The organism is Halomonas elongata, from assembly GCF_029081005.1.
In the GTDB taxonomy this organism is placed as follows: domain Bacteria; phylum Pseudomonadota; class Gammaproteobacteria; order Pseudomonadales; family Halomonadaceae; genus Halomonas; species Halomonas elongata_B.
Map to the genome: position 1 here is coordinate 56,674 of NZ_JAJQTQ010000009.1, position 22,202 is coordinate 78,875.

Below are 22,202 nucleotides of genomic sequence, written 5' to 3' on the forward strand. Positions count from 1 at the left end.
ATGCACAAGACGTTCTTAGGCTGGCGCCGGCTGGTGGTGCTGGTGCTCACCTGCCTGATCGCCCTGCCGGCCCAGGCGGAGCGCATTCGCGAGATCGCCAGTTTCGCCGGCGTGCGGGACAACGCCCTGGTCGGCTATGGGCTGGTGGTCGGCCTGGACGGCAGCGGCGACCGGACCATGCAGGCACCCTTCACCGGCCAGAGCCTGACCAACATGCTCTCGCAGCTGGGTATCACCGTGCCCGCCGGCACCAACATGCAGTTGCGCAACGTGGCGGCGGTGATGGTGACTGCGGATCTGCCGGCCTTCGCGCGGCAGGGGCAGCGCCTCGACGTGGTGGTCTCTTCGGTGGGCAACGCCGACAGCCTGCGTGGCGGCACCCTGCTGATGACGCCGCTCAAGGGGGCCGATGGCGATACCTATGCCATCGCCCAGGGCAACCTGCTGGTCGGTGGTGCCGGCGCCTCCGCCGGTGGCTCGAGTGTACAGATCAACCAGCAGGCCGGCGGCCGCATCGCCAATGGCGCCACGGTGGAAAAGGAAGTGCCGCTGGCATTGGGCAGCAATGATGGCCGCCTGGAGCTGCAGCTCGACCAGAGCGATTTCGGCACGGTCCAGCGAGTGGTCGACGCCATCAACCGATCGTTCGGCTACTCGGTGGCTTCCGCGCAGAATGGTCGGGTCATCTCCCTGGATGGCCCCGGTAATGCCAACGACAGGGTCAACTTCATGGCGCGGGTCGAGAACCTCGAGGTCACCCCCACCGAGGCACCGGCCAAGGTGGTGCTCAACTCGCGCACCGGGGCCGTCGTGCTCAATGGTGCCGTCACCCTGCATCAGGCCGCGGTGGCCCATGGCAACCTGTCCATCGTCATCGACAGCGACTATGGCGTCAGCCAGCCGAACCCCTTCACCGAGGGCGAGACCGTGGTGGTGCAGGACGCCGAGGTCAGCATCGAGCAGCAGCCCGGCACGCTCAAGGTCGTGGAAGGGGCCAACCTGCTTGATGTGGTGGATGCCCTCAACTCCCTGGGGGCCACACCCAATGACCTGATGTCGATCCTCGAGGCCCTGAAATCGGCGGGGTCGTTGCGTGCCGAACTGGAGATCATCTGATGAGCCTGGGTGGCGGACAAGGCGTCGGCGAGCATCTCGCCATGGACGTGCAGGGGCTGGAGCGGCTCAAGCATACCGCGCGTCGTGCCCCGGAAGAGGGCCTGGAGGGGGCGGCCAGGAAGTTCGAGGCGATGTTCGTGCAGATGATGATGAAGAGCATGCGCGATACCGTGCCGAGCTCGGGGCTGCTCGATGATCGGAACACCGACTTCTACACCTCCATGCTGGACAAGCAGCTCTCCCAGCACATCGCCGATCGCGGCACCGGGCTGGCCGAACAACTCTTCGCCCAGCTGGGCGACCGGCTCGACAACGCTCGCTCGCGCCAGGACGAAGACATCGAGGCACTGATCGCCGGGATCCCCCGAGGCACGCCGCGCCCCCTCGAGGATGCGCTGGCGCCGGAGGACGACCCCGAAGTCAGCACACCCGACAACTTCCTCGATGAAGTGAAGGCCATCTCCGCCGGGGACAGTGCGTCCGCCGTCGCCGACGATCGGCCATCGCATGTGCGTGATTTCGTCGGGCGCCTGGCCGCGCCGGCACAGGCGGCCAGTGAGGCCTCCGGGGTGCCGGCCGAGCTCATCCTCGCCCAGGCTGCCCTGGAAACCGGCTGGGGTCGCCATGAGATCGCCACGCATGACGGCGGCAATAGCCACAACCTTTTCGGCATCAAGGCGGGAGAGGGCTGGCAGGGCGATACCACCGAGATCGCTACCCATGAAGTCATCGACGGCGAACGCCGGGCGGTGCGTGATCGCTTCCGCGTCTACGACTCTTTCGAGGCGGCCTTCACCGACTATGCCCGGTTGATCGGCGACAACCCGCGCTATGCCGGCGTCACCGAGGCCGCCACGGCTGACCAGGCCGCCCACGCCCTGCAGCGCGGCGGCTATGCCACCGACCCGGCCTATGCCGACAAGCTGGTCGCGGTGATGGATACGCTGGGGCCCCTGGAGGGCTCGCGACTGGCACAACGCTGATCGCCCAACGTTCACGCCGAGCCTGATTTCCACGACGAGCCGGCTTTTTACGCCGAGACAGGCCTCAAGCCGGACGCCCATCGGCCGATAAGGGTGTCATCGGCACAAGGAATCTCCGACATGAGCATCTTCTCCACCGGACTCAGTGGGCTCAACGCCGCGCAGAACGCCCTGAGCACCACCAGCAACAACATCAGCAACGTCTTCACGCCGGGCTACAATCGCGAGGAAGCGATCCTCGGCGAGAGGTCCACCGGGGGTGGGGTACAGGTCAACGACATCCAGCGCCAGTTCGACCGCTATGTCGCCGACCAGCTCAACGCGGCGACCAGCGAGTCCAGTGCCCTGGACACCTATCGCAACCAGGTGGAGCAGATCGACAGCCTGCTGGCCGATCGCGAGGCGGGGCTGGCGCCCCTGATGCAGGGGTTCTTCTCCTCGATGGAGGATCTTGCCAGTTCCCCCGCCGACCCTGCCGCCCGTCAGGGCGTGCTGGGCAGCGCGGATACCCTGGGCGCCCAGTTCCGTTCCTTCGACGGCTATCTGCGTGACATGCAGGAGGGGGTCAACGGCCAGATCCGTGACGAGGTCACCCAGATCAACAACACCACCGAGCAACTGGCCGGGATCAATCGCGAAATTTCCCTGGCCCGGGCGCGCGATGGCGAGGCCTCCAATGGCCTGCTCAACCAGCGCGATCAGCTGGTCAGCGAACTCAACGAGCGACTGGGCGTGCGCCTCGATGTCCAGGACGGCAAGGCCTATAACGTCAGCCTGCCCAACGGCCAGCCCCTGGTAGCCGGGAGCGAGTCGTTCGCGCTGCAGGCCATCGACTCGCCCGATGATCCGCAGCGTACCGTGCTGGGCTATCGCAACTCGGGCGGCGATGTCGTGCCCATGGAAGAAGGCGCCGTGACCGGCGGCAGCCTGGGGGGCCTGATGAGCTTTCGCTCCGAGACCCTGGACAAGACCCAGAACCAGATCGGCCAGATGGCGGTGTCGCTGGCGACGGCCTTCAACGAGCAGCATGCCGAAGGCGTCGACCTGGACGGCGAGGCCGGCGGCGACTTCTTCGAGATCGGGCAGCCGCGCACCTATGCCGCCGCCGACAATCCGGGCGGGGCCGAAATCACCGGTGCGAGCTTCGATACCGAGAACATCGATCGCCTGCGTGCCAGCGACTACACCGTCAAGGTCACCGACAGCGAGAGCAATCCGCCCGCCTTCGAGGTCATGCGGCGTGACACCGGCCAGGTGCTGGGCGCCGACGAGGTGACCTTCAACGACCCCAATAATGACGGCAGCGATGCCACCCTGAGTTTCGGTGGGGTGACCCTGACCTTCGATGACGCCGGCAAGCTGGCCGAGCATGACAGCTTCGAGGTCCAGCCGGTGCGTAACGCGGCGGGTGGCCTGGAGACGGCGATCGGTGATCTGGACCGGATCGCCGCGGCGAGCGCCTCGGGGGGCTCCGGCAACAACGAGAACGCCCTGGCCATGCAGGACCTGCAGGATGCCAGCGTGGTCGGCGGTTCGGCCTCGCTCAGTGAGTCCTATGGCGCCATGGTCAGCGATGTCGGCAACCGCACCAATGTCGTCCAGGTCAATCTGGAGGCCCGGCAGGGGCTCACCGAACAGCTGGAAGCCACTCAACAGTCCGCGTCCGGCGTCAACCTGGACGAGGAGGCCGCCGACCTGATCCGCTACCAGCAGTACTACCAGGCCAACGCCAAGGTCATCGAAACCGGCAAGACGATGATCGATACCATTCTCGGCCTGCGCGCCTGATTTCGGGAGTCATCTCACATGCGTATCAGCACCGTCACCATGTTCGAGCAGAGCGTCTCCTCCCTGAACCAGCAGCAGAGCGGCTTTCTCGATGTCAGTCAGCAGATCGCCAGCGGTCGTCGGGTGGTCAATCCCTCCGATGACCCCCAGGCGGCCTCGCGGGCGGTGGGGGTCGACCAGTCGATGGCCATCACCCAGCAGTACACCGACTCGCGAGTCAGCGCGCGCAATGCGCTTTCCCAGGGCGAGAGCGTGCTCAACAGCGTCAGCGATGCCGTGACCAGCGCCAAGACGCTGCTGGTCCAGGCCTCCAGCGACACCCTGAGCGACGCCGACCGCGAATCCGTGGCCAGCGAACTGCGCGGGGTCTATGAAACTCTGGTCGGTCAGGGCAACGCCACCGATGGCAACGGACGCTATCTGTTCGGCGGCCATGAGGACGGCAGCAAGCCCTTCGTCGAGAACGGCGACGGCAATATCGAATACGTCGGCAGTACCGAGGTGCGGCAACAGCGCATCGACGCCTCGCGCCTGATGGAAGTGAGCGACAGCGGCCAGGACATCTTCCAGAGCGTGCCGAGCGGCGCCGGCTACGTGGCCGAGGCGGATGCCGACAATGCCGGCAATCTGACCTTCAGCGGGCCGGAAATCCTCGACGCCGATGCCGACGACTACGGCAAGCGCTTCGAGATCAGCTTCGCCGAGGACGGTGACGCCATGACCTACTCGGTGAGCGCCGACGGCGAGCCCGTGGCGGGCATGCAGGATGTCGCTTACCAGTCAGGCAAGCCCCTGAAGTTCGGTGGACTGAGCATGGAACTGCAAGGCGACCCCGAGGCTGGCGACGGCCTGTCGGTCGGCCCCGCCGACACCATGAACACCGACCTTTTCAAGTCGTTCGAAAAAGCCCTCGCGGTGCTGGAAAATCCCGCCGAGACCTCTCAGGAACAGGCGGCGCGCCGCAACATCCTGAATACCTCGATGCGCGAGCTCGACAACAGCCTCGACAACGTCCTGACCGTGCGTGCCTCCATGGGCGCGCGACTCAACGAGCTCGATGTGGTCGACTCGGTGAGCGACAACCGCATGCTCAACTACGAGCAGACCCTCTCGGACCTGGTCGACCTGGACTACGCCGAGGCGATATCCGAGTACAGCATGCGCCAGGTCGGCATGCAGGCCTCCCAGAAGACGTTCGCGGATCTGAAGGGGATGTCGTTGTTCCAGTATCTCTAAGGAAACACTGCACAAATGCCTGCGCGGGCTAATCGCTGCGCTATAGCCGCCATCCATGGCGGCTACCCTGCGGGCCCGTCTAAAGACGGTTCAAATTCGCTCCCGGCGAATTTGTGCGCGGTGCTCGGAATCCTCACCTATACCCCATAGGCTCCGGTTGACTCGAAACCTCCGGTTTCTCGCCCCTTCGGGGCCATCCTTCGGATGTTTGTCGCTCCGCTCGGTGCTGTGCTCCGTGCGCCTTGCGTGACCCACATGGATGTGGGAAATGCGATGGCCCGTCGGGAACGGGCCTAGCCTTCGCTCCGCTCGTCGATTTGTTCAGCGCTTCCCTAATCCCTAAGGGAGAGTTTTCCCGAGCTTCCCTGTCGGCCATGGTAGAACGTTTGGACTCCATGGCCCCTTGTCCCGCCCAGGCTTCCCGGCCTGGGTTTTTTTCATGCCGGCTCAGCCGGCCGGCGGCATCAGTGCATCGCCATCTTTATTCACGGCCTTGCCAAAGCCTGCCGAGATCACGACCACGGCACGGCATCTTGCGTACCGGCTTCACGAATCAGGTCTGAAACGGTATCGGCAGGGGGAGCGAGGATCGCCAGGTCGGGCGCTATCGATATCGGCTGCTTGGGGCCTTACGTCTATGCCTCATAGGCCTTGACAGCGGTCAAGCCATACATTGGAGCATCTGCTATGCTGCTTTTACATATCGTGAAATGTAGCTGCGACTGGCATCGTTTCAGCCTGCCGAGCCAACAATATACGGTCCTGTGGATAGTGACGCTCGTGGAGTACGACAACGATGAAAGCGCTCGTATATGAAGGGGGTGGTCAGCGTGCCTGGATAGACAGACCAAAGCCGGCGATCGAGGCCCCTACCGATGCTGTGGTAAGGATTACCCATACCACGATCTGTGGTACGGACCTGCATATCCTGAAAGGGGATGTACCTGCCGTGGCGCCTGGCAGGATCCTTGGGCACGAAGGTATCGGTGTCATCGAAGAAATAGGCGAGGGCGTGGCCAATCTAAGGGAAGGCGATCATGTTCTCATTTCCTGTATCACATCCTGCGGTCGCTGCGACTATTGCAAACAGGCAATGTATTCCCACTGTCGTGATGGAGGCTGGGTTCTCGGCCATCTGATCGATGGTACGCAGGCTGAATATGTTCGCATTCCGCATGCCGATAATAGTCTCTATCGCTTACCACCTGGACTCGAGCCTGCGGCGGCGCTCATGCTGAGCGACATCCTGCCCACCGGACATGAAATCGGTGCGCTCAATGGTGAGGTCCGTCTGGGCGATACCATTGCCATCATCGGGGCTGGGCCCATAGGTCTGGCCGCCTTGTTGACGTCTCGCTTCTATTCTCCGGCCCGCATCATCGTGGTCGATCCTGACGAAAACCGCCTGGCCGTGGCACGCCAACTTGGAGCAACCGATACCATCGCCGTTGACCCCGTGGAAACCGTGCTGAAGATGACTGACGGCGAGGGTGTGGATGTCGCCATGGAAGCGGTGGGTATTCCAGAAACCTTTGATGTGTGTCAGCGTATCCTCCGTCCTGGTGGCCGCCTTGCTAACATTGGTGTCCATGGTCACAGTGTCGAGTTTCGTCTCGAGGATCTTTGGATAAAGAATGTCACCATACGTACGGGGCTGGTGAATACCAACACTATCCCTGTGCTGATGCGCTTCCTTGAATCCGGTGGCATTGATGCCGAGAGTCTGGTCACCCATCGGCTTGCGCTCAATGATATCGAGCAAGCTTATGACGTGTTCTCGAGAGCTGCGTCTGAAAAAGCTATCAAGATACTGCTCACCGCCGAAAAGTAGAAAGATATTACCCCGCCGCATACGGGCGACAGCAATATTATTCAGGCTAGAGGGGTGCCGCCTATGGGGCACTGATACTTCTTTTGGTTCGAACCTCACGGTTTGGTAGGAAAGGGAAGTATTACAAGTTGAATAGTGATTGAATCGTCCAGGGTTTTGTAGACACCCTCTGAGGGAATTCCATGGAAATGGTGTCGTCTTGCCCATCCTAACGTGTGTCTTTCAAGTAAGCATCGTAAATAGCGCCTGCGCTGATGCCACTATTCGGTACTCTGTCTGGAGGTGGCATGGCAAAGCGAGGTTGGCCAGCCGTTCCTGTGATGTGACTGAGGATCAGTTAGCTGAGTTGAATCGGTGGGTCGAGTGAACTTGACCGGCCTGGGTTTTTTTCATGCCGGTTCAGCCGGCCGGCGGCAGGGACGCCAGGACATCGAGCAGCCCCCGCAGGGCATCGATGCCCTGGCCGAAGAGTCGCTCGAGGAAACGGTCGAGGTCGGTCATCAGCACCATCAACAGGATGATGCCCACCGTCAGCGAGGTGGGAAAGCCGATATTGAACACCGTGAGCTGCGGCGCCGCACGATTGAGGATGCCCAGCGAGAGGTTGATGATCAGCAGCGAGGCCACCAGCGGGAGGGCCAGCAGCATGCCCGAGGTGAAGATGGTGCCGCCGTAGCGGGCCAGCATCATGAAGGCTTCGGGGTCGAAGCGCCCCATGCCGATGGGCAGGGTACGAAAGCTGTTGGCCAGGACCTCGAGCACTACCAGATGCACGTCGAAGGCCAGAAACATCAGCAACGTGATCATGTAGAGCAGTCGCGAGAGCACCATCATGTTGGTGCCGCTGGAAGGGTCGAAGAAGGTGGCGAAGGCCAGCCCCATCTGCAGGCCGATGAACTCGCCGGTGGCTTGCACCACCGCCAGGGTCACGCGCATGACCAGGCCCATGGCCGCGCCGATCAACAGTTGCTCCGCCAGGATGCCGAGCCCCTCCCAGGAGACGATCGGCACGTCCGGCATCGGCGGCAGGATGGGCGCGATCACCACCGTCAGCGCGCCGGCCAGCGCAATCTTGACCTGGCGCGGTACGCCGGAATGCCCCCACAACGGCGAGCTGAGCATCAAGCCCGTGATCCTGGCGAAGGGCCACAGGAAGGCGACCAGCCAGCCGTGCAGTTGGGCGAAGGTGACCTCGACCATGCCGGGCGTCCGCTGTCAGGAAATGAGCGTCGGGATGTTGCTGAACAGCTCCCGGGTGAAGTTGGTGATCAGCTTGAGCAGCCAGGGGCCGGCCAGCACCAGCACGGCGAAGACCGCCAGGATCTTGGGAATGAACGACAGCGTCATTTCGTTGATCTGGGTGGCCGCCTGGAACAGGCTTACCAGCAGGCCGGTGAGCAGTGCCGTCAGCAGCAAGGGGCCGGCCAGCAGCAGGGTGACGCGCATGCCCTGGTAGGCAATGGTCATAACCGTCTCGGGTGTCATGCGTGCCTCCTCGGGTCGGGCGTCAGAGATAGAAACTTTCCGCCAGCGAGCCGATCAGCAGCTGCCAGCCATCGACCAGCACGAACAGCATCAGCTTGAACGGCAGCGAGATGGTGATCGGCGGCACCATCATCATGCCCAGCGACATCAGGGTGCTGGCCACCACCAGGTCGATGATCAGGAAGGGAATGAAGATGGTGAAACCGATCTGGAAGGCCGTCTTCAGCTCGCTGGTCACGAAGGACGGCACCAGGACACGCAAGGGGACGTCCGCCGGGCCCTGCATCTCGCCGATGTCGGCCAGGCGAGCGAACAATGCCAGATCGGGTTCCCGGGTCTGGGCCATCATGAATTCCCGCAGCGGGCCCTGGGCCTGGTTCAGGAACTCGGGGAAGTTGATGTCGCCGTTGGACAGCGGCACCCAGGCCTGGGCATGCACCTCGCCGAAGACCGGCGCCATGATGAAGAACGTCAGGAACAGTGCCAGCCCCAGCAGGATCTGATTGGGCGGCGTGGCCTGGGTGCCCATGGCGGTGCGCAGCAGGCTCAGCACGATGATGATGCGGGTGAAACTGGTCATCATCAGCAAGGCCGCCGGCAGGAAGGCCATGGAGCTGAGCAGCAACAGGGTCTGCAGCGACAGCGACCACTTCTGGCCACCGTCTTCCATGGGCTCGCTAATGATGCCGGGAATCTGTTGGGCCAGCGCCGGGGAGGGCAGGGCCAGCAGGCACAACGCCAGCAAGCACAGTGTCAGCAGAAGCAGCAGAGAGAAGCGCCAGGAGCGATGTGGCGTGCCGGTCATGACGTCCCCCGCGGCCCGTCATCGCGTCCCGTGGCTTGCTGGCGCAGCGCCCGTGCGAAGCGCCTGGCAAAGCCGCCGTCGTCGGTATCCGTGGCGGCCGATGGGGCCTCATCCTGCGGCGCCGGCAGTTCATGCAGCTTGTTGACCTGGCCGCCGCCGACACCGAGCACCAGCCAGGTGGATTCGACCTCGACGATCACCACCCGCTCGCGGTTGCCCACATTGGTGCCGCCGATGAGCTTCGGGCGCGGTCCCCGGCCCGTGCCACTGCCGCCGAGGCGGCGCAGCAGGTGGTTGCAGATCAGGATGATGGCGATGACGAGCGCCAGGGCAGCGACCGTCTTGCCCAGGGTCGCCATGCCGATCAGGGCATCGCCTCCCTGGGCGATGCCATCGGCGACGGCGCCGTCGAGCTCGGCGTTCTGGCTCATCGGTTCAGCTTCTGGACCCGTTCGGACGGCGTGATGATCTCGGTGATACGGATGCCGTACTTGTCTTCGACGACCACCACCTCGCCCTGGGCGATCAGGTAGCCATTGATCAGGATATCCATGGGCTCGCCGGCCAGTCCCTCGAGCTCGATCACCGAGCCCTGGGCCAGTTCGAGCAGTTGCTTGATGGTCAGGCGAGTGCGCCCCAGCTCCACGGTCAGCTTGACCGGGATATCCATGATCATTTCAAGGTCGCGGGGCAAGGAGGCGTTGTCGCCCTGTTCCAACGGCTGGAAGACACTGTCGCCGGCGGCACGTGCGGTCTCCGGCGATGTGTCGGACGCCTCGGTATCGGCACCCTCGGCGGCTTCCTGCTCGGCCAGGGCCTCGGCCCAGGGATCCGCCTGCTCCGCGGCATCCTCGGACGCGCTGTCGCCCTCCTGTTCCGACATGGCGTCGGCCCAGTCGTCGTCGCCGACGTTCTTATCGGGCTTGTTGGGGTCAGTCATGATGGGGGTCCTCGGGTTTCGGCTCGGACGCCTTGACGAAGGAATCGGACGGCGCGTGGTCGGCGGCGTGGTCGAACAGGCGCAATACGCGCAGTGCCCGCTGGCCGTGCTGGCTGCCGTACTCGCACTCCATGACCGGCACGCCATCCACCTTGGCGGTCACCGTTTCGGGCAGCTCCAGGGGCAGGATGTCGCCCACCTCGAGCTTCGTCACATCGGAGATTCGCGAGGGGAGGTCGGCGAAGTCGGCGACCAGCTCGACCGCCGAATGGCGAATCTCGCCGGCCATGCGCCGCGTCCAGGTGCCGTCCTGATCCTGGTGGCCATCGCTCAAGGGGTTGGTGAGCAGGTCGCGCAACGGCTCGATCATCGAATAGGGCATGCATACCTGGAAGCTGCTGGCCAGGTTGCCCACCTCGAGATTGAAGCTGGTGTTGACCACGATCTCGTTGGGCGAATTGGTGATGTTGGCGAACTTCGCCTGCATCTCGGAGCGCAGGAAACTGATCTCGAGCGGGTAGACCGAGCGCCAGGATTCGCTGTACGCCTCGATGGCCAGGCGCAGCATGCGCTGGATGATGCGCTGTTCGGTGTTGGTGAACTCCCGCCCCTCCGACTTGGCCAGGAAGCGGCCGTCACCACCGAACAGGTTGTCCACCACCATGAACACCAGGTTGGGTGGAAAGACGATGAGCGCAGAGCCCTTCAGCGGCTTCATGGCGATCATGTTGATGTTGGTGGGGACCGGAACGTTGCGCGAGAACTCGCTGTAACTCTGATAGCGCACCGAGTCCACGGTGATATCGGCGCTGCGCCGGAGCAGGTTGAACAGGCCCATGCGGAAATGACGAGCGAAGCGCTCGTTGATGATATCCAGCGTATGCAGGCGTTCACGGATGATGCGGTGCTGGGAGGCCGGATCGAAGGGGCGCACCTTGGGGGTGTTGCCGCCGCCGCCACTGGGCTCATCATCTCCGCTGACGCCCTTGAGCAGGGCGTCGATTTCATCCTGGGACAGCAGATCGTCCTGAGACATGGGGTGACTCCGCGACCTCGCCGCTATTGCACGATGAATTCGGTAAAGAGCACATCCTCGATGGCGAGGTCGGGCTGTGTCTCCGACATCGGGGCCTCGAGCGCGGCGATGATCTGGTCGGTCAGGCGCTTCTTGCCGTTTGCCGACGTCAGATCCTCTGCCTGCTGGCCCGAGAGCAGGGTCAACAGCCGGCTGCGCACCTGCGGCATGTGGGTTTCGAGCAGTTCGCGACTCCGTGTGTCGGTCACCTTCAGTGAAATGCCGGCATAGAGCAGCCGGGCACCATAGTTATCCTCGGCCAGGTTGACGGTGAAGGGGTCGATCTCGACGAAGATCGGCTCCTGATACTCGATGGCCGCGGGTTCTTCTGCACGGGCCTGTTCCATGCCCCCCTGCTGGGTAAACAGCATGAACAGTGCCGTGGCGGCGGCCGACAGGCTCAGGACGACCAATACCACCAGCAACCACAGCAGCTTTCGCGAGCCGCCTCCGGATGTCGCCATTACCGCTCCTGTTTGTCGATGAGGGTCAATGTGTGGGGGATTATGCCGACTCGAGGTCGGCCATGATGAAACGAACAGGCCCAGTGAATGGGCCTATCTTGGGTTTTTGCTCGAGCTTCGGCTCGAGAGCAGCAAGTTATCGATGCCCTCTCAGGCGTAGAGGTCGACTCGCCCATCCAGAGGCATCTCCAGGGGCGCTTGCCGGTCGGTGGCGACTTCGCCGCCGGCCGGGTCGTCATCGGCTCCGGGCAGGCCCGGGCCGCTGCCGGCAAGGCCGCTGCCCGTGTCGTCGGCGCTACCCTGCTGGTGCTCGCCCACCGAGGTCTCGCCGAGGGTGATGCCCTGCTCCGCCAGGGCCTCGCGCAGTTGCGGTATGGCCTGCTCCAGGGCCTGTCGAACCGGCGCGTGGGCGGAGAGGAACTGGGCGTGGGCCCCCTGGTCGCCAATCTTCAGGGAGACCGAGAGCGGGCCCAGCTCGGCTGGGTGGAGGCGCATTTCGATACGCTGCTCGCCACTTCCCTGGCTGAAGCGCAGTAACTGTCGCCCCAGTTGCTGGGTCCAGTCCTGACTGCCCACCGGAGCGGTCAGGCTGGCCTGGGCGGGTGTCGTGGCGGCGCTGGCCAGGGATGACGTTCCCTGGCCGGGGCCACCGGTACCGGCATGCTGGGCCGGCATCGCGGCTGAGGTGGTCGTGTCGAGCAGTGGCGAGGCCGCGCCGGCGTCGCCCCGCGTCGGCACGAAGGCCGTGGCGTCCGCCGGGTCGCGTTGCGCCACCGCGAGGGCGGAGGAAACCGCCTGGGCGATCGGGCTCGGCCGTTGTTCCGGGGCCTGGGCCTGCATCCGGGCCGAGGGCAGCTCGCCGGAGGTCGTGGCCGGACGGAGCGCCTCCGCAGCGGCGCGTGCCTCGCGCGTCATGGCCGCATCGAACGGGGTACCGGCCTGCCGAGCGACGGTGGCTTGCCGAATGGCGTCTCGCGATACGGCCTGTTGTGACATGTCGACCCGTGGCATGCCGCCCTGCGCGAGTCCTTCCCGAGCTAGCCCTTCTCGAGCTAGCCCTTCCCGAGAAAGGTTTGCCCGCGAGAGGTTCTCGGGAGCGAGCCCCTTCTGAGGCATGGCGGCATCCCCGCGGAGCCGGGCTGCCGCTTCCAGCTGACCCGAGGCCGGCGCGGCCACCACGGCCTGGGCACTCTGGGCCGCTTGCCCGGGGCCTTGTGTCGCGGCCTGGGTGCCGGCCTGTTCGATCAACAGCAGGCGCTCCATGGCGGCCGTCAGCTCGGGCGAGGGCGGGGAATCCCCGGAGGTGCCCGGCTCGGGGGTGGCCGTGTCGATCCGTTGCGTCCAGTCATTGGCGTGCTGCACCAGCGTCGCGGTCTCGGCCGTGGCGGCACCGTCTGCAGCGGCATCGGAGGCACCGCCATGCCCGTCGTCCAGCCGCCGTGGCGGCGCCTCGAGCCCGCCGCCCGAGGGTGAGAGTGATGCCATGGCCTCGGCGAAGGCGCCTCGTTCGGAAGCGTCGGCCTTGGCGCCGGCGCCTGAGGTGTCGGTCGAGGCGTCCTTGCCGAGCGCGCCCATGAGTCGCGGTAGGGTATCCATCAATGTCTCCTTGATGTTCGTCTCAGCCCCCGAACAGAGGCGCCCGTTGCCGTGTGCTGTTCACCAGATCGTCGCTGGCGCGTTGTTCGCGTCGCTGCTCGGTGCGCCGGCGCGAGGCGTCACGGCGCTCGGCCAGGGTGTCGTAGGAACGCAGCCGACGCTGCTCGCTCTGCCAGTGTTGCTGGCTCTGGTCGACGCGGCGCTGCTGTTCGCCCAGGGCCTGGCGGGCGCGTTCCAGGGCGTCGTCGAGCGAGGCCAGGAAGCGCTGGTAGTTGTGCATGGAGGCCGGGTCGATCCCCTCGCGCAGGGCCGTCTGCAGCCGCGCGGCGTACTCGGCGCGGTAGCGTTGCAGGGCCTCCAGCTGTTCGGCGACCTGCTGGGCGTCGCGGCGGTCGCCGGCCAGGCGCTGTCCGGCCTGGTCGCGGGCCTGGCGGGCCATTTCGGTCAGGGTGTCCAGTGGTGTGCGGCTCATGGCGTGCCTCCCGATACGCCGGCCAGGGCGAGGCGCGAGGCCTCGAGGTCGGCGCATTCGTCGATGTCCTGTTGCAGGAAGGCCTCCAGGTCCGGGTAGCGGCGCACGGCGTCGTCGAGCCGTTCGTCGTTGCCCGGATGGTAGGCACCGACGCTGATCAGGTCGCGGTTGCGCTGATAGCGTGAGAAGAGGCCCTTGAAACGCTGGGCCTGGCGTCGCTGGTTGTCGTCGATGACGGCGTTCATCGCCCGGCTGATGGAGGCCTCGATATCGATGGCCGGATAGTGGCCGGCCTCGGCCAGCACGCGGGACAGCACCACGTGGCCGTCGAGGATGGCGCGTGCCGAGTCGGCGATGGGGTCCTGCTGGTCGTCACCCTCGGTCAGGACGGTGTAGAAGGCGGTGATCGAGCCGCCGCCGCGCTCGGCGTTGCCGGCGCGCTCCACCAGGTTCGGCAGCTTGGCGAAGACCGAAGGCGGATAGCCCTTGGTGGCCGGCGGCTCGCCGATGGCCAGGGCGATCTCGCGCTGCGCCATGGCGTAGCGCGTCAGCGAGTCCATGATCAGCAGGACGTCGCGCCCCTGGTCACGGAAACCCTCGGCGAGCCGGGTGGCGTAGGAGGCGCCCTGGAGGCGTTGCAGCGGCGAGGTATCGGCGGGGGCCGCGACCACTACGGCACGCTCTCGGCCATGGGCGCCGAGGATGTTGTCGATGAAGTCCTGGACCTCGCGGCCGCGCTCGCCGATCAGGCCGACCACGATGACGTCGGCGCGGGTATAGCGGGCCATCATGCCCAGCAGCACCGACTTGCCGACGCCGGAGCCGGCGAACAGCCCCATGCGCTGGCCGCGGCCGACGCTGAGCAGGGCATTGATGGCGCGGATGCCGACGTCGATCTGGGTGTCGATCGGGGCCCGCGCCAGGGGGTTGAAGGGGGGCTGCGCCAGGGGCGCGCGCGGCGAGTCATCCAGCGGGCCGAGGTCGTCCAGTGGCTCGCCGTTGCCGTCCACCACCCGGCCCAGCAGGGCCTCGCCGATCGGGAAACGCCGCGCGGCGTCGCCGGTGCTTTCGCCCAGAGGGTGGACCCGGGCACCGGGCATCAGGCCGGACAGACCGGCCAGCGGCATCAGGAACAGCCGGTCGCCGGAGAAACCGACCACCTCGGCCTCGGCGTAGCGGGTCGCCGGTTGTCCGGGCACGTCGGGCAGTTCGATGCGACAGGCATTGCCGAGGGCGACCCGCAGGCCGACGACCTCGATCACCATGCCGGTGGCGCGCACCACGCGGCCACTGGCCCGGCGGGTCGGCAGGGCCTCGACGCGGCCGCGCATGCCGCGCAGCGCGCGCTGCCAGTGGTCACGGTGAGGGTCGAGGTGGCCTGTCGCGTCCATCATTCACTCCGTGGTGGCGCCGTCGGTTGTCTGGCGCGTCCGGCGCTTGCGCTGCTGATCGCGCACCGCCTGCCAGCGGGATTCCCAGGTGGCGTCCAGTTCACCGCTCTCGCTGGTCACCCGGCAGCCGCCGCGACTGAGCTGGTCGTCCGGCTGCAGGCGCCAGCCGGCGGCCGCGAGTTCATCGCCCAGGGTCTTCTCCACCAGGCGCAGGTCCAGGGGATGCAGCCAGAGTCGCTGCTGGCCGACCAGCGGCGGCTCGGTGTGCAGCAGGGCGCGTACCAGCTCGAGCACCTGCCGCGGTCGTGCCTTGAGGGCCTCGCCGGCCAGCTGGCGTCCCGTGGCCAGGGCGAGCTCGACCAGGTCATCGGCGATGACGTCGTCCAGCGAGGTCAGCGCCTCGTTGAACTGGCTCGTCAGTTCCCGCAGGGGCGCGATTTCTTCCTCGAGGCGGCGCTCGAAGGCCGCATCGGCTTCTCGCTGCGCGTCTTCGCGCCCCTGGGCGAGGCCTTCGGCATGTCCTGCCTCCCGGCCCTGGCGCAGCCCTTCCTCGTAGGCGTCGCGACGAACCTGTTCGCGGAGCGCGTCGAGGGCTTCCTGCTGGCGCTGGGCCTCCTGGCGGCGCGTCTGCGCGGCGTGGGCCTCGGCTTCGGTGGCGACGTTCTCTCGGTCGGCGCGCAACTCGCCCATGCGCCAGCGTCGCCAGGTCGAGATCGCGGCGGCGTCCCGAGCGTTTCGCGCGTCGTCAGACATAGGCTTCGTCTCCACCGCTCAGCACCACTTCGCCGGCGTCGGCCAGGCGGCGAACCACCTGCAGGATGGCCTTCTGCTCGGTTTCCACCTGGGAGACCCGGATCGGCCCGCGGGCATCCATGTCCTCGCGCAGCAGGTCGGCGGCACGTTGCGACATGTTGCGCAGGAACTTCTCCAGGAGCGCCTCCGGGGCGCCCTTGAGCGCGACCACCAGGGCGTTGGAGTCGATTTCCTTGAGCACCAGCTGGATGCTGCGATCGTCCAGGTCGAGCATGTTCTCGAACAGGAACATCTCGTCGATGATCTTCTGCGCGAGATCCTCGTTGTGGGAGCGCACGGTATCGATGGCGGCTTCTTCCTGATGGGTGTTCATCAGGTTGAGGATCTCCGCCGCGGTGCGGGCGCCGCCCATCTTGCTGCGCTTCAGGTTCTGGCCGTCGAGCATGTTGGTCAGCACCTCGGTGAGCTCCTGCAGGGCGGCCGGCTGGACGCCGCTGAAGGTGGCGATGCGCAGCACCACATCGTTGCGCAGCTTGTCATCGAACATCTCGAGCACGTCGGCGGCCTGATGGCGTTCGAGGTGGATCAGGATGGTGGCGATGATCTGCGGGTGCTCGTCGCGGATCAGCTCGGCCACCATGGAAGCTTCCATCAGGTTGAGGGCATCGATGCCGGTGCTGGTGCTGGAGGTTTCCATGACGTCCTCGATGAGGCTCGAGGCGCGTTCGCTGCCCAGCGCCTTGGTCAACACCGAGCGAATGTGATCGCTGGAGTTGAGGTTCAGGGCAATGAACTCCTCGGTCTCGTCGTGGAAGTACTGCAGCACCTGGCGCATCTCCTCGTGAGAGATCTGCTCCAGGATCGCCATTTCCAGGCTGATCTGTTGCACCTCCTTGGCCGTCATGTGCTTGAACACTTCGGCCGCGCTGTCCTCGTCCAGGGCCAGCAGGAGGATGGCGCTGCGGCGTGTGCCGCTCATCTTATTGCTCATGCTTGTTCATCCAGCCGCGAACGATCATGGCCACCATGCGGGGATCCTCCTGGGCCATCTCCCGCAGGTCATTGAGGTTCTGCTCATAGGCTGAGGCCTTGCGACGGCGTCGGGGCGGCTCGTAGCTCGCCGCTTCGTCTTCGCCGTCCGTCGCATCCTCGTCCGAGGCCTCATCGCCGACCCGGGCGTCGACGCTGGGCGCCGGCGGCGCGGCGGCGGGCAGCGGCCGTTCGGTGTAGCGCCGGATCAGCGGACGCAGGATCAGCAGATAGAGCAGCAGCAGGGCGAGGCCCACCAGCAGATAGCGGCCCAGGCCGAAGGCCAGACGCTGCAGCTCGGGCTGTTGCCACCAGGCCAGCTCGGTCTCCGGCGACGCCTCGTCGGCGAAGGGGCGGTTGACCACCGTCACCTGGTCGCCGCGCGCCTCCGAGAAGCCCAGCGCCTGTCGTACCAGCCGTTCCACCTGGGCCAGTTCGTCGTCGTCGAGAGCCGCGACCGTCGGCTCGCCCTCCGGCTGGTCGGCAGGGGTCTGTCGGTAATCGATCACCACCGCTGCCGACAGGCGCTCGACCTGGCCGCGCTGGTGCTCCACGTGGGAGACCTGGCGATCGACCTCGTAGTTGATCACGTCGTCACGATTCAGGCGGCGCCGGGACTGGGTGGCCGGGTCGGTCGCCTCGTCGTCGGCGCCCTGCTCCTCGTCCTCCGTTCCGTCTTCGCCGTCTTCCTCCGATGTCGCGATGGGCGATTCGGCGTAACCGGGCGGCGTATTGCTCAGCGCGCCCGGTATGCCATTGGCCAGGTCGTCGCCATCGAGGTTGAGGCTCGTCTGGCGGCTGCGTACCGCCGCCTCGTTGGGCGGCTGGTTGGGGGTGTAGCGTTCGGCGGTTTCCTCGCGCCGGGAGAAGTCGAGCTGGGCAGTGACCTGGGCACGGACATTGTCGCGACCGAGGATCGGCGTGAGGATGGACTCGATGCGTTGCCGATAATTGCGTTCCACCTCGGCGACGTAATCCAGCTGGGTGCCGTCGAGCCCGGTGGAGCCACCGTCCGGGCTCGACAGCAGGCGCCCGTCCTGGTCGACCACCGTGACCGCTTCGGTGGGCAGGTCAGGGACGCTGCTCGAGACCATGTGGGCAATGGCGTTGACCTGTCCCTCGCCAAGGGCTCGGCCGGGCTCCAGGGTCAGCACCACCGAGGCCTTGGCCGGCTCGCGGCGGCGCACGAACACCGAGTCCTTGGCCAGCGCCAGGTGCACCCGGGCGCCGGCGACCGGTCCCAGCGACTCCATGGAGCGCGCCAGCTCGCCCTCGAGGCCGCGCTGGTAGTTGACCTGCTCGGCGAACTGGCTGATGCCGAAGGCCTGGTTTTCCATCAGCTCCAGGCCCACGTTGCCGCCCTTCGGCAGGCCCTGCTCGGCAAGCTGCAGGCGCAGCTTGTGGACCTGCTCGCCGGGCACCATCAGGGCCTGGCCGCCCTGGCTGAAGCGGTAGGGAATCCCGCGGCTGTCCAGCTCGCCGATGATGCTGCCGCCGTCGGCCTCGCTGAGGTTGCTGTACAGCACGCGGTACTGCGGAGCGCTGGCCCACAGCAGCAGGGCGGCGATCACCGCGATCGAGGCGGCGCCCGCGATCAGCAGGGGGACGAGGGGACTGCCGCGCAACTGGCGTTTCAGTCGCGCGAAGGAAGAGGAAGATTGGTTGTCCTGGCGGCCGGTGGCGGATGCGCCACTACTCATGTGGGCCTCCCCGCTCGTTTGGCGCCGGCATCCAGGGTGTCAAAAGAAGAAGGCATCGACTGCGTTCCGTCCATCACGGTTCGCCGCCCAAGGTCCGGGGCGGAGCTTTGATGGGGCTATTATCCGTGGCGCGCGTCGACCCAAAGGTGTGAAAAGCCCGATTTTTGCGCGTTATTTGGTGGCATGATGCGCCGTCGTGCCCTGCTAGGCTTTGCCTGAACCATCGGAGAGTGCTGTCCTGACGCCGATGACATGGCCCCCCAACCCTGGAGTCGAAATGAGTTCACCCACCCTCGAGTCGGCCCTGAGCCAGATGCAGAGCCTCGCCAGCCAGGCCGCCGGCCAGTCGTCCAAGGGACAGCATCTTTCCACGACGGTGGGAGAGGGAGGCTTCGTCGACGAGCTGCAGACCTCCATCGAACGCATCAACACCCTCAAGCAGGAAGCCGCGGAAAAGACGCGCGACTTCCAGGCCGGCAAACCGGGCGTGGAACTCGATGACGTCATGGTCGACGTGCAGAAGGCCAGCGTGGCCTTCGAGATGGGCAAGCAGGTGCGTAGCCGACTGGTCTCGGCCTACAAGGATGTCATGAACATGCGGGTCTAGGCCCGCTGCTGGATCAAGCCACCCCTCAACTCCTCGATGCGCTCGGCGACGCGCAGCACTTCCTCGGCGGGGATCTGGCGGATCACCTCGCCGCTCTCCCGGTCGACCAGCCGTGTCACCACGCGGGTGGTTCCCTCGTCGAGTTCGAACTCCACGCCATAGGGGCGAAGCACCTCATTGACGCGCTGCAACGGCGCCACCAGCTCGCCGCGTTTGACGGTCTCGCGGCTTTCGCCCTCGCCGAGCACGCTGCCCGCCGGGGGTAGAGCATCCAGGGCCGCTTCGACCTGTCGTCGTGTCGAGTTCGTGTCGACGCCGACATGCCCTTGCGTCGAGGTCGCATCGGTCAGTGGCGATGTCATCGTCAGCCTCCCTCTTTTTCTTGTGGATCATTCCTTGTCTCGCAGGTAGCGACTCTGAACGTTATCGGCCGGGGTTGGCATCTCTTTAGTCCAGGCGGTCGATGAGATCGTGGCCCGCGGGAGGGGCTCAAGTCGCCGCGGTTCTCGCCGATAACCGTCACTCAACCTCCCCATCCACGAGAGTGTTCATGCTGACCTCATTGCGACTGCGTATTCTCATCGCCACCCTGACGGTGATTGCCGTGGCGTTGATCATCAACGGCGCGGCCAGTTACTTCACCGTCGAATCCCACAACGAACGCCAGATCGACCAGAACCTTCGGGCCGTGGCGCACGGCAACGGTCAGGCCATCGAGGAATGGGTCGACGCCCGCATCGGCATGCTCGAGGCCCTGGATGCCGTAGCGACCAGCGAAAGCCCCATGCCTGCCCTCGAGCAACTGCTGGTGTCCGGGGACTTCATGAATACCTATATCGCCGATCCGGCGAATGGTGACGTCGTCTTCTCGGCCAGCGAGACCCCGGAGGGCTACGACCCGCGCGAGCGTCCCTGGTATCGCCAGGCCGTGGAAGCCGAATCCACCGTGGTCACCGCACCCTATGAGGACGCGACCTCCGACAAGCTGGTGGTGACCTTCGCCACCCCCTTCTACCGCGACGGCAAGCTGGTCGCCGTGGCCGGCGGCGACGTGGCCATCGATGCCATCGTCGAGATCGTCGACCAGATTGCCCCCACCCCCTCGAGCCTGGCGTTCCTGGCGTCCGCCGACGGCACCCTGGTGGCCCATCCCGATCCCGAGATGAGCCTCGAGCCGGTCAGCGAGCTATCCCCGGCCCTGACGGCCGTGTCACTGGGCGAACTGCCCGGCACCGAGGCACCGCGTCACGTCATGCTGGGCGAGTCGGACAAGCTGCTGCGTGGCCAGCCCATCGACGGTACCGACTGGCAACTGGTGGTGGCCCTGGACGAGTTCGAGGCCACCGCTGGCCTGCGAGGCGTGATGAGTGCTTCCGGGATCACCCTGGTGCTGGTCGCTCTGGGCGCGGCCATCCTGCTGGGCGCCTTGCTGCGGGTCGTCTTCCGCCGCCTGCTGGCGGTGCGCGATGCCATGGACAACGTGGCCAGCGGCAGCGGCGACCTGACCCGGCGGCTGCCGGCGGACGGCAAGGACGAAGTGGCGCAGATCGCCACCGCCTTCAACCAGTTCGTGTCGCGCATGGAAGAGGTGATGACCACCATCCGCGACAGCAGCGAATCGGTGCGGGTCGCCGCCACGGAGATCGCCACCGGCGGGCAGGACCTGTCGCGCCGCACCGAGAACGCCGCCTCCAGTCTGCAGCAGACCTCGGCCTCCATGGAGGAAATCACCAGCACCGTGGAGCACACCGCCGAGTCCTCGCGTCAGGCCAACGGCCTGGCCGAATCCTCCTCCGATGTCGCCCGGCGCGGCGGCGAGGCGGTCGACCAGGTAGTCGAGACCATGGAAGGCATCACCGACTCTTCGCGGCAGATCAGCGAGATCGTTAGCGTGATGGACAGCATCGCCTTCCAGACCAACCTGCTGGCGCTCAACGCCTCGGTGGAAGCGGCCCGGGCCGGCGAGCAGGGCCGCGGCTTCGCCGTGGTGGCCGGCGAGGTCCGCCAGCTGGCGAGCCGCAGTGCCGAGGCCGCCAAGCAGATCAAGGGCCTGATCGACACCTCCGTGGAACGCACCGAGGAAGGCGCCGACCAGGTACGCCAGGCCGGCCAGACCATGGCCGAGATCGTCGAGAGCGTCACCCGGGTGACCGACGTGCTCGGCGAGATCACCGCCGCCACCGGCGAGCAGAGCGAGGGCATCAGCCAGGTCAACGTAGCGGTCTCCGAGCTCGACCGCATGACCCAGCAGAACGCCGCCCTGGTGGAAGAGTCGACCACCGCCGCCGAGCAGCTCAAGGACCAGGCCGACCGTCTGACCGCCGCCGTGGGCGGCTTCACCCTGAGTCAGCGTCGTGCCGACGACGCCCCGGCCCGACCGGCACGGCGCCGCGTCGAGGAAGACGCCGAAGAAGCGTTCGCCTGAGGTGTCGTGTCCTTGTCCCGGTGACATGAAATAACATATAGGGACAAAATATGGCTTATACTTCGGATGTGGATATTCAGTCCGATACCGGAGAAACGGCCATGATGGCGGCACAGGCACAGCAGCGCCCTGCGACCAATACCCCGGAAGCAGGGCGCGTCGCGCTCAAGTTCTTCTTCAACATCATGCAGGCCTGGGGGTGCTCTGTTACCCAGCAGCGCACCCTGCTGGGCGGCATCGGCAATACCACCTACCACAAGTATCGGAAGCTGCCCGAGGTACGCCTGCCTCGCGACACCATGGAGCGGATTTCCTACCTGATGGGCATTCACAAGGCGCTGCGGATCCTGTTCAGCAACAGCCCGGAGAAGGCCTACGAATGGGTGCACAAGCCCAATGAGGCGGCGCCCTTCAATGGTCAATCGGCCCTCGCGTACATGCTTCAGGGGCGCGTGGTGGACCTGGCCGATACGCGCCGGTATCTCGATGCCGTCAGGGGGTGACCC

At 65.7% G+C, this 22,202-nt stretch carries 22 protein-coding genes; 8 read left to right on the forward strand and 14 right to left on the reverse strand.

What is annotated here, in order from left to right:
• From LU493_RS08715 to LU493_RS08735, 5 genes are all read left to right on the forward strand, one after another.
• On the forward strand, positions 1–1,116 hold the full coding sequence (locus tag LU493_RS08715; protein ID WP_275287398.1) for a flagellar basal body P-ring protein FlgI: 1,116 nt from the start codon (positions 1–3) through the stop codon (positions 1,114–1,116).
• Positions 1,116–2,099: a flagellar assembly peptidoglycan hydrolase FlgJ gene (flgJ, locus tag LU493_RS08720; protein ID WP_275287399.1), complete on the forward strand. Its 984-nt coding sequence runs from the start codon at positions 1,116–1,118 to the stop codon at positions 2,097–2,099. The genes LU493_RS08715 and flgJ overlap by 1 nt, the downstream gene beginning before the upstream one ends.
• Positions 2,100–2,219: 120 nt before the next feature.
• The gene (flgK, locus tag LU493_RS08725; protein WP_275287400.1) at positions 2,220–3,887 is read left to right on the forward strand and encodes a flagellar hook-associated protein FlgK; all 1,668 of its coding nucleotides are present in this window, start codon (positions 2,220–2,222) and stop codon (positions 3,885–3,887) included.
• Between the two features lie 18 nt (positions 3,888–3,905).
• Entirely contained in the window at positions 3,906–5,123 is a 1,218-nt protein-coding gene (gene flgL, locus LU493_RS08730) for a flagellar hook-associated protein FlgL (RefSeq protein ID WP_275287401.1), read from the forward strand.
• Positions 5,124–5,919: 796 nt separating this feature from the next.
• On the forward strand, positions 5,920–6,954 hold the full coding sequence (locus tag LU493_RS08735; protein ID WP_275287402.1) for a zinc-dependent alcohol dehydrogenase family protein: 1,035 nt from the start codon (positions 5,920–5,922) through the stop codon (positions 6,952–6,954).
• A gap of 399 nt (positions 6,955–7,353) precedes the next feature.
• Here the strand turns inward: LU493_RS08735 and fliR are convergent, their stop codons facing one another.
• The 13 genes from fliR to fliF form a co-directional block, all read right to left on the reverse strand.
• Positions 7,354–8,154: a flagellar biosynthetic protein FliR gene (fliR, locus tag LU493_RS08740; protein WP_275287403.1), complete on the reverse strand. Its 801-nt coding sequence runs from the start codon at positions 8,152–8,154 to the stop codon at positions 7,354–7,356.
• Between the two features lie 15 nt (positions 8,155–8,169).
• Positions 8,170–8,439, reverse strand: a complete 270-nt coding sequence (fliQ, locus tag LU493_RS08745) for a flagellar biosynthesis protein FliQ (RefSeq protein WP_141319985.1) — start codon at positions 8,437–8,439, stop codon at positions 8,170–8,172.
• Between the two features lie 22 nt (positions 8,440–8,461).
• Positions 8,462–9,244: a flagellar type III secretion system pore protein FliP gene (gene fliP / locus LU493_RS08750; RefSeq protein WP_275287404.1), complete on the reverse strand. Its 783-nt coding sequence runs from the start codon at positions 9,242–9,244 to the stop codon at positions 8,462–8,464.
• A complete protein-coding gene (gene fliO / locus LU493_RS08755; RefSeq protein ID WP_275287405.1) occupies positions 9,241–9,675 on the reverse strand; it encodes a flagellar biosynthetic protein FliO in 435 nt (144 codons plus the stop codon). The genes fliP and fliO overlap by 4 nt, the downstream gene beginning before the upstream one ends.
• A complete protein-coding gene (gene fliN, locus LU493_RS08760; RefSeq protein ID WP_275287406.1) occupies positions 9,672–10,184 on the reverse strand; it encodes a flagellar motor switch protein FliN in 513 nt (170 codons plus the stop codon). The genes fliO and fliN overlap by 4 nt, the downstream gene beginning before the upstream one ends.
• Complete coding sequence (gene fliM / locus LU493_RS08765) at positions 10,177–11,220, reverse strand: flagellar motor switch protein FliM (RefSeq protein WP_275287407.1); 1,044 nt, start codon at positions 11,218–11,220, stop codon at positions 10,177–10,179. The genes fliN and fliM overlap by 8 nt, the downstream gene beginning before the upstream one ends.
• A gap of 23 nt (positions 11,221–11,243) precedes the next feature.
• Positions 11,244–11,723 (reverse strand): flagellar basal body-associated protein FliL, encoded by a 480-nt coding sequence (fliL, locus tag LU493_RS08770; protein WP_275287408.1) that lies wholly within the window; start codon positions 11,721–11,723, stop codon positions 11,244–11,246.
• A 150-nt stretch (positions 11,724–11,873) separates the two neighbouring features.
• Entirely contained in the window at positions 11,874–13,319 is a 1,446-nt protein-coding gene (locus tag LU493_RS08775) for a flagellar hook-length control protein FliK (protein ID WP_275287409.1), read from the reverse strand.
• A 22-nt stretch (positions 13,320–13,341) separates the two neighbouring features.
• Positions 13,342–13,791, reverse strand: a complete 450-nt coding sequence (fliJ, locus tag LU493_RS08780; protein ID WP_275287410.1) for a flagellar export protein FliJ — start codon at positions 13,789–13,791, stop codon at positions 13,342–13,344.
• The gene (gene fliI, locus LU493_RS08785; RefSeq protein WP_275287411.1) at positions 13,788–15,185 is read right to left on the reverse strand and encodes a flagellar protein export ATPase FliI; all 1,398 of its coding nucleotides are present in this window, start codon (positions 15,183–15,185) and stop codon (positions 13,788–13,790) included. Before fliI ends, fliJ begins: the two co-directional genes overlap by 4 nt.
• Positions 15,186–15,935 carry a flagellar assembly protein FliH gene (locus tag LU493_RS08790; RefSeq protein ID WP_275287412.1) on the reverse strand — a complete coding sequence of 250 codons (750 nt, stop codon included), beginning with the start codon at positions 15,933–15,935 and terminating at the stop codon, positions 15,186–15,188.
• Positions 15,928–16,926, reverse strand: a complete 999-nt coding sequence (gene fliG, locus LU493_RS08795) for a flagellar motor switch protein FliG (RefSeq protein WP_275287413.1) — start codon at positions 16,924–16,926, stop codon at positions 15,928–15,930. The genes LU493_RS08790 and fliG overlap by 8 nt, the downstream gene beginning before the upstream one ends.
• Positions 16,916–18,664, reverse strand: coding sequence for a flagellar basal-body MS-ring/collar protein FliF (gene fliF, locus LU493_RS08800; RefSeq protein ID WP_275287414.1), 1,749 nt, complete (start codon positions 18,662–18,664; stop codon positions 16,916–16,918). Before fliF ends, fliG begins: the two co-directional genes overlap by 11 nt.
• A gap of 277 nt (positions 18,665–18,941) precedes the next feature.
• On the opposite strand from fliF, the gene fliE reads away from it, so the two are divergent.
• Entirely contained in the window at positions 18,942–19,271 is a 330-nt protein-coding gene (fliE, locus tag LU493_RS08805) for a flagellar hook-basal body complex protein FliE (RefSeq protein WP_275287415.1), read from the forward strand.
• Here the strand turns inward: fliE and LU493_RS08810 are convergent.
• Entirely contained in the window at positions 19,268–19,633 is a 366-nt protein-coding gene (locus LU493_RS08810) for a flagellar protein FlaG (protein ID WP_275287416.1), read from the reverse strand. The two genes, fliE and LU493_RS08810, sit on opposite strands and share 4 nt — an antisense overlap.
• A 188-nt stretch (positions 19,634–19,821) precedes the next feature.
• Between LU493_RS08810 and LU493_RS08815 the strand changes: the two genes are divergently transcribed.
• Both LU493_RS08815 and LU493_RS08820 read left to right on the forward strand, forming a co-directional pair.
• Positions 19,822–21,696, forward strand: a complete 1,875-nt coding sequence (locus tag LU493_RS08815) for a methyl-accepting chemotaxis protein (protein WP_275287417.1) — start codon at positions 19,822–19,824, stop codon at positions 21,694–21,696.
• Positions 21,697–21,746: 50 nt separating this feature from the next.
• Complete coding sequence (locus tag LU493_RS08820) at positions 21,747–22,199, forward strand: MbcA/ParS/Xre antitoxin family protein (RefSeq protein ID WP_275287418.1); 453 nt, start codon at positions 21,747–21,749, stop codon at positions 22,197–22,199.
• The last annotated feature ends 3 nt before the right edge of the window (positions 22,200–22,202 follow it).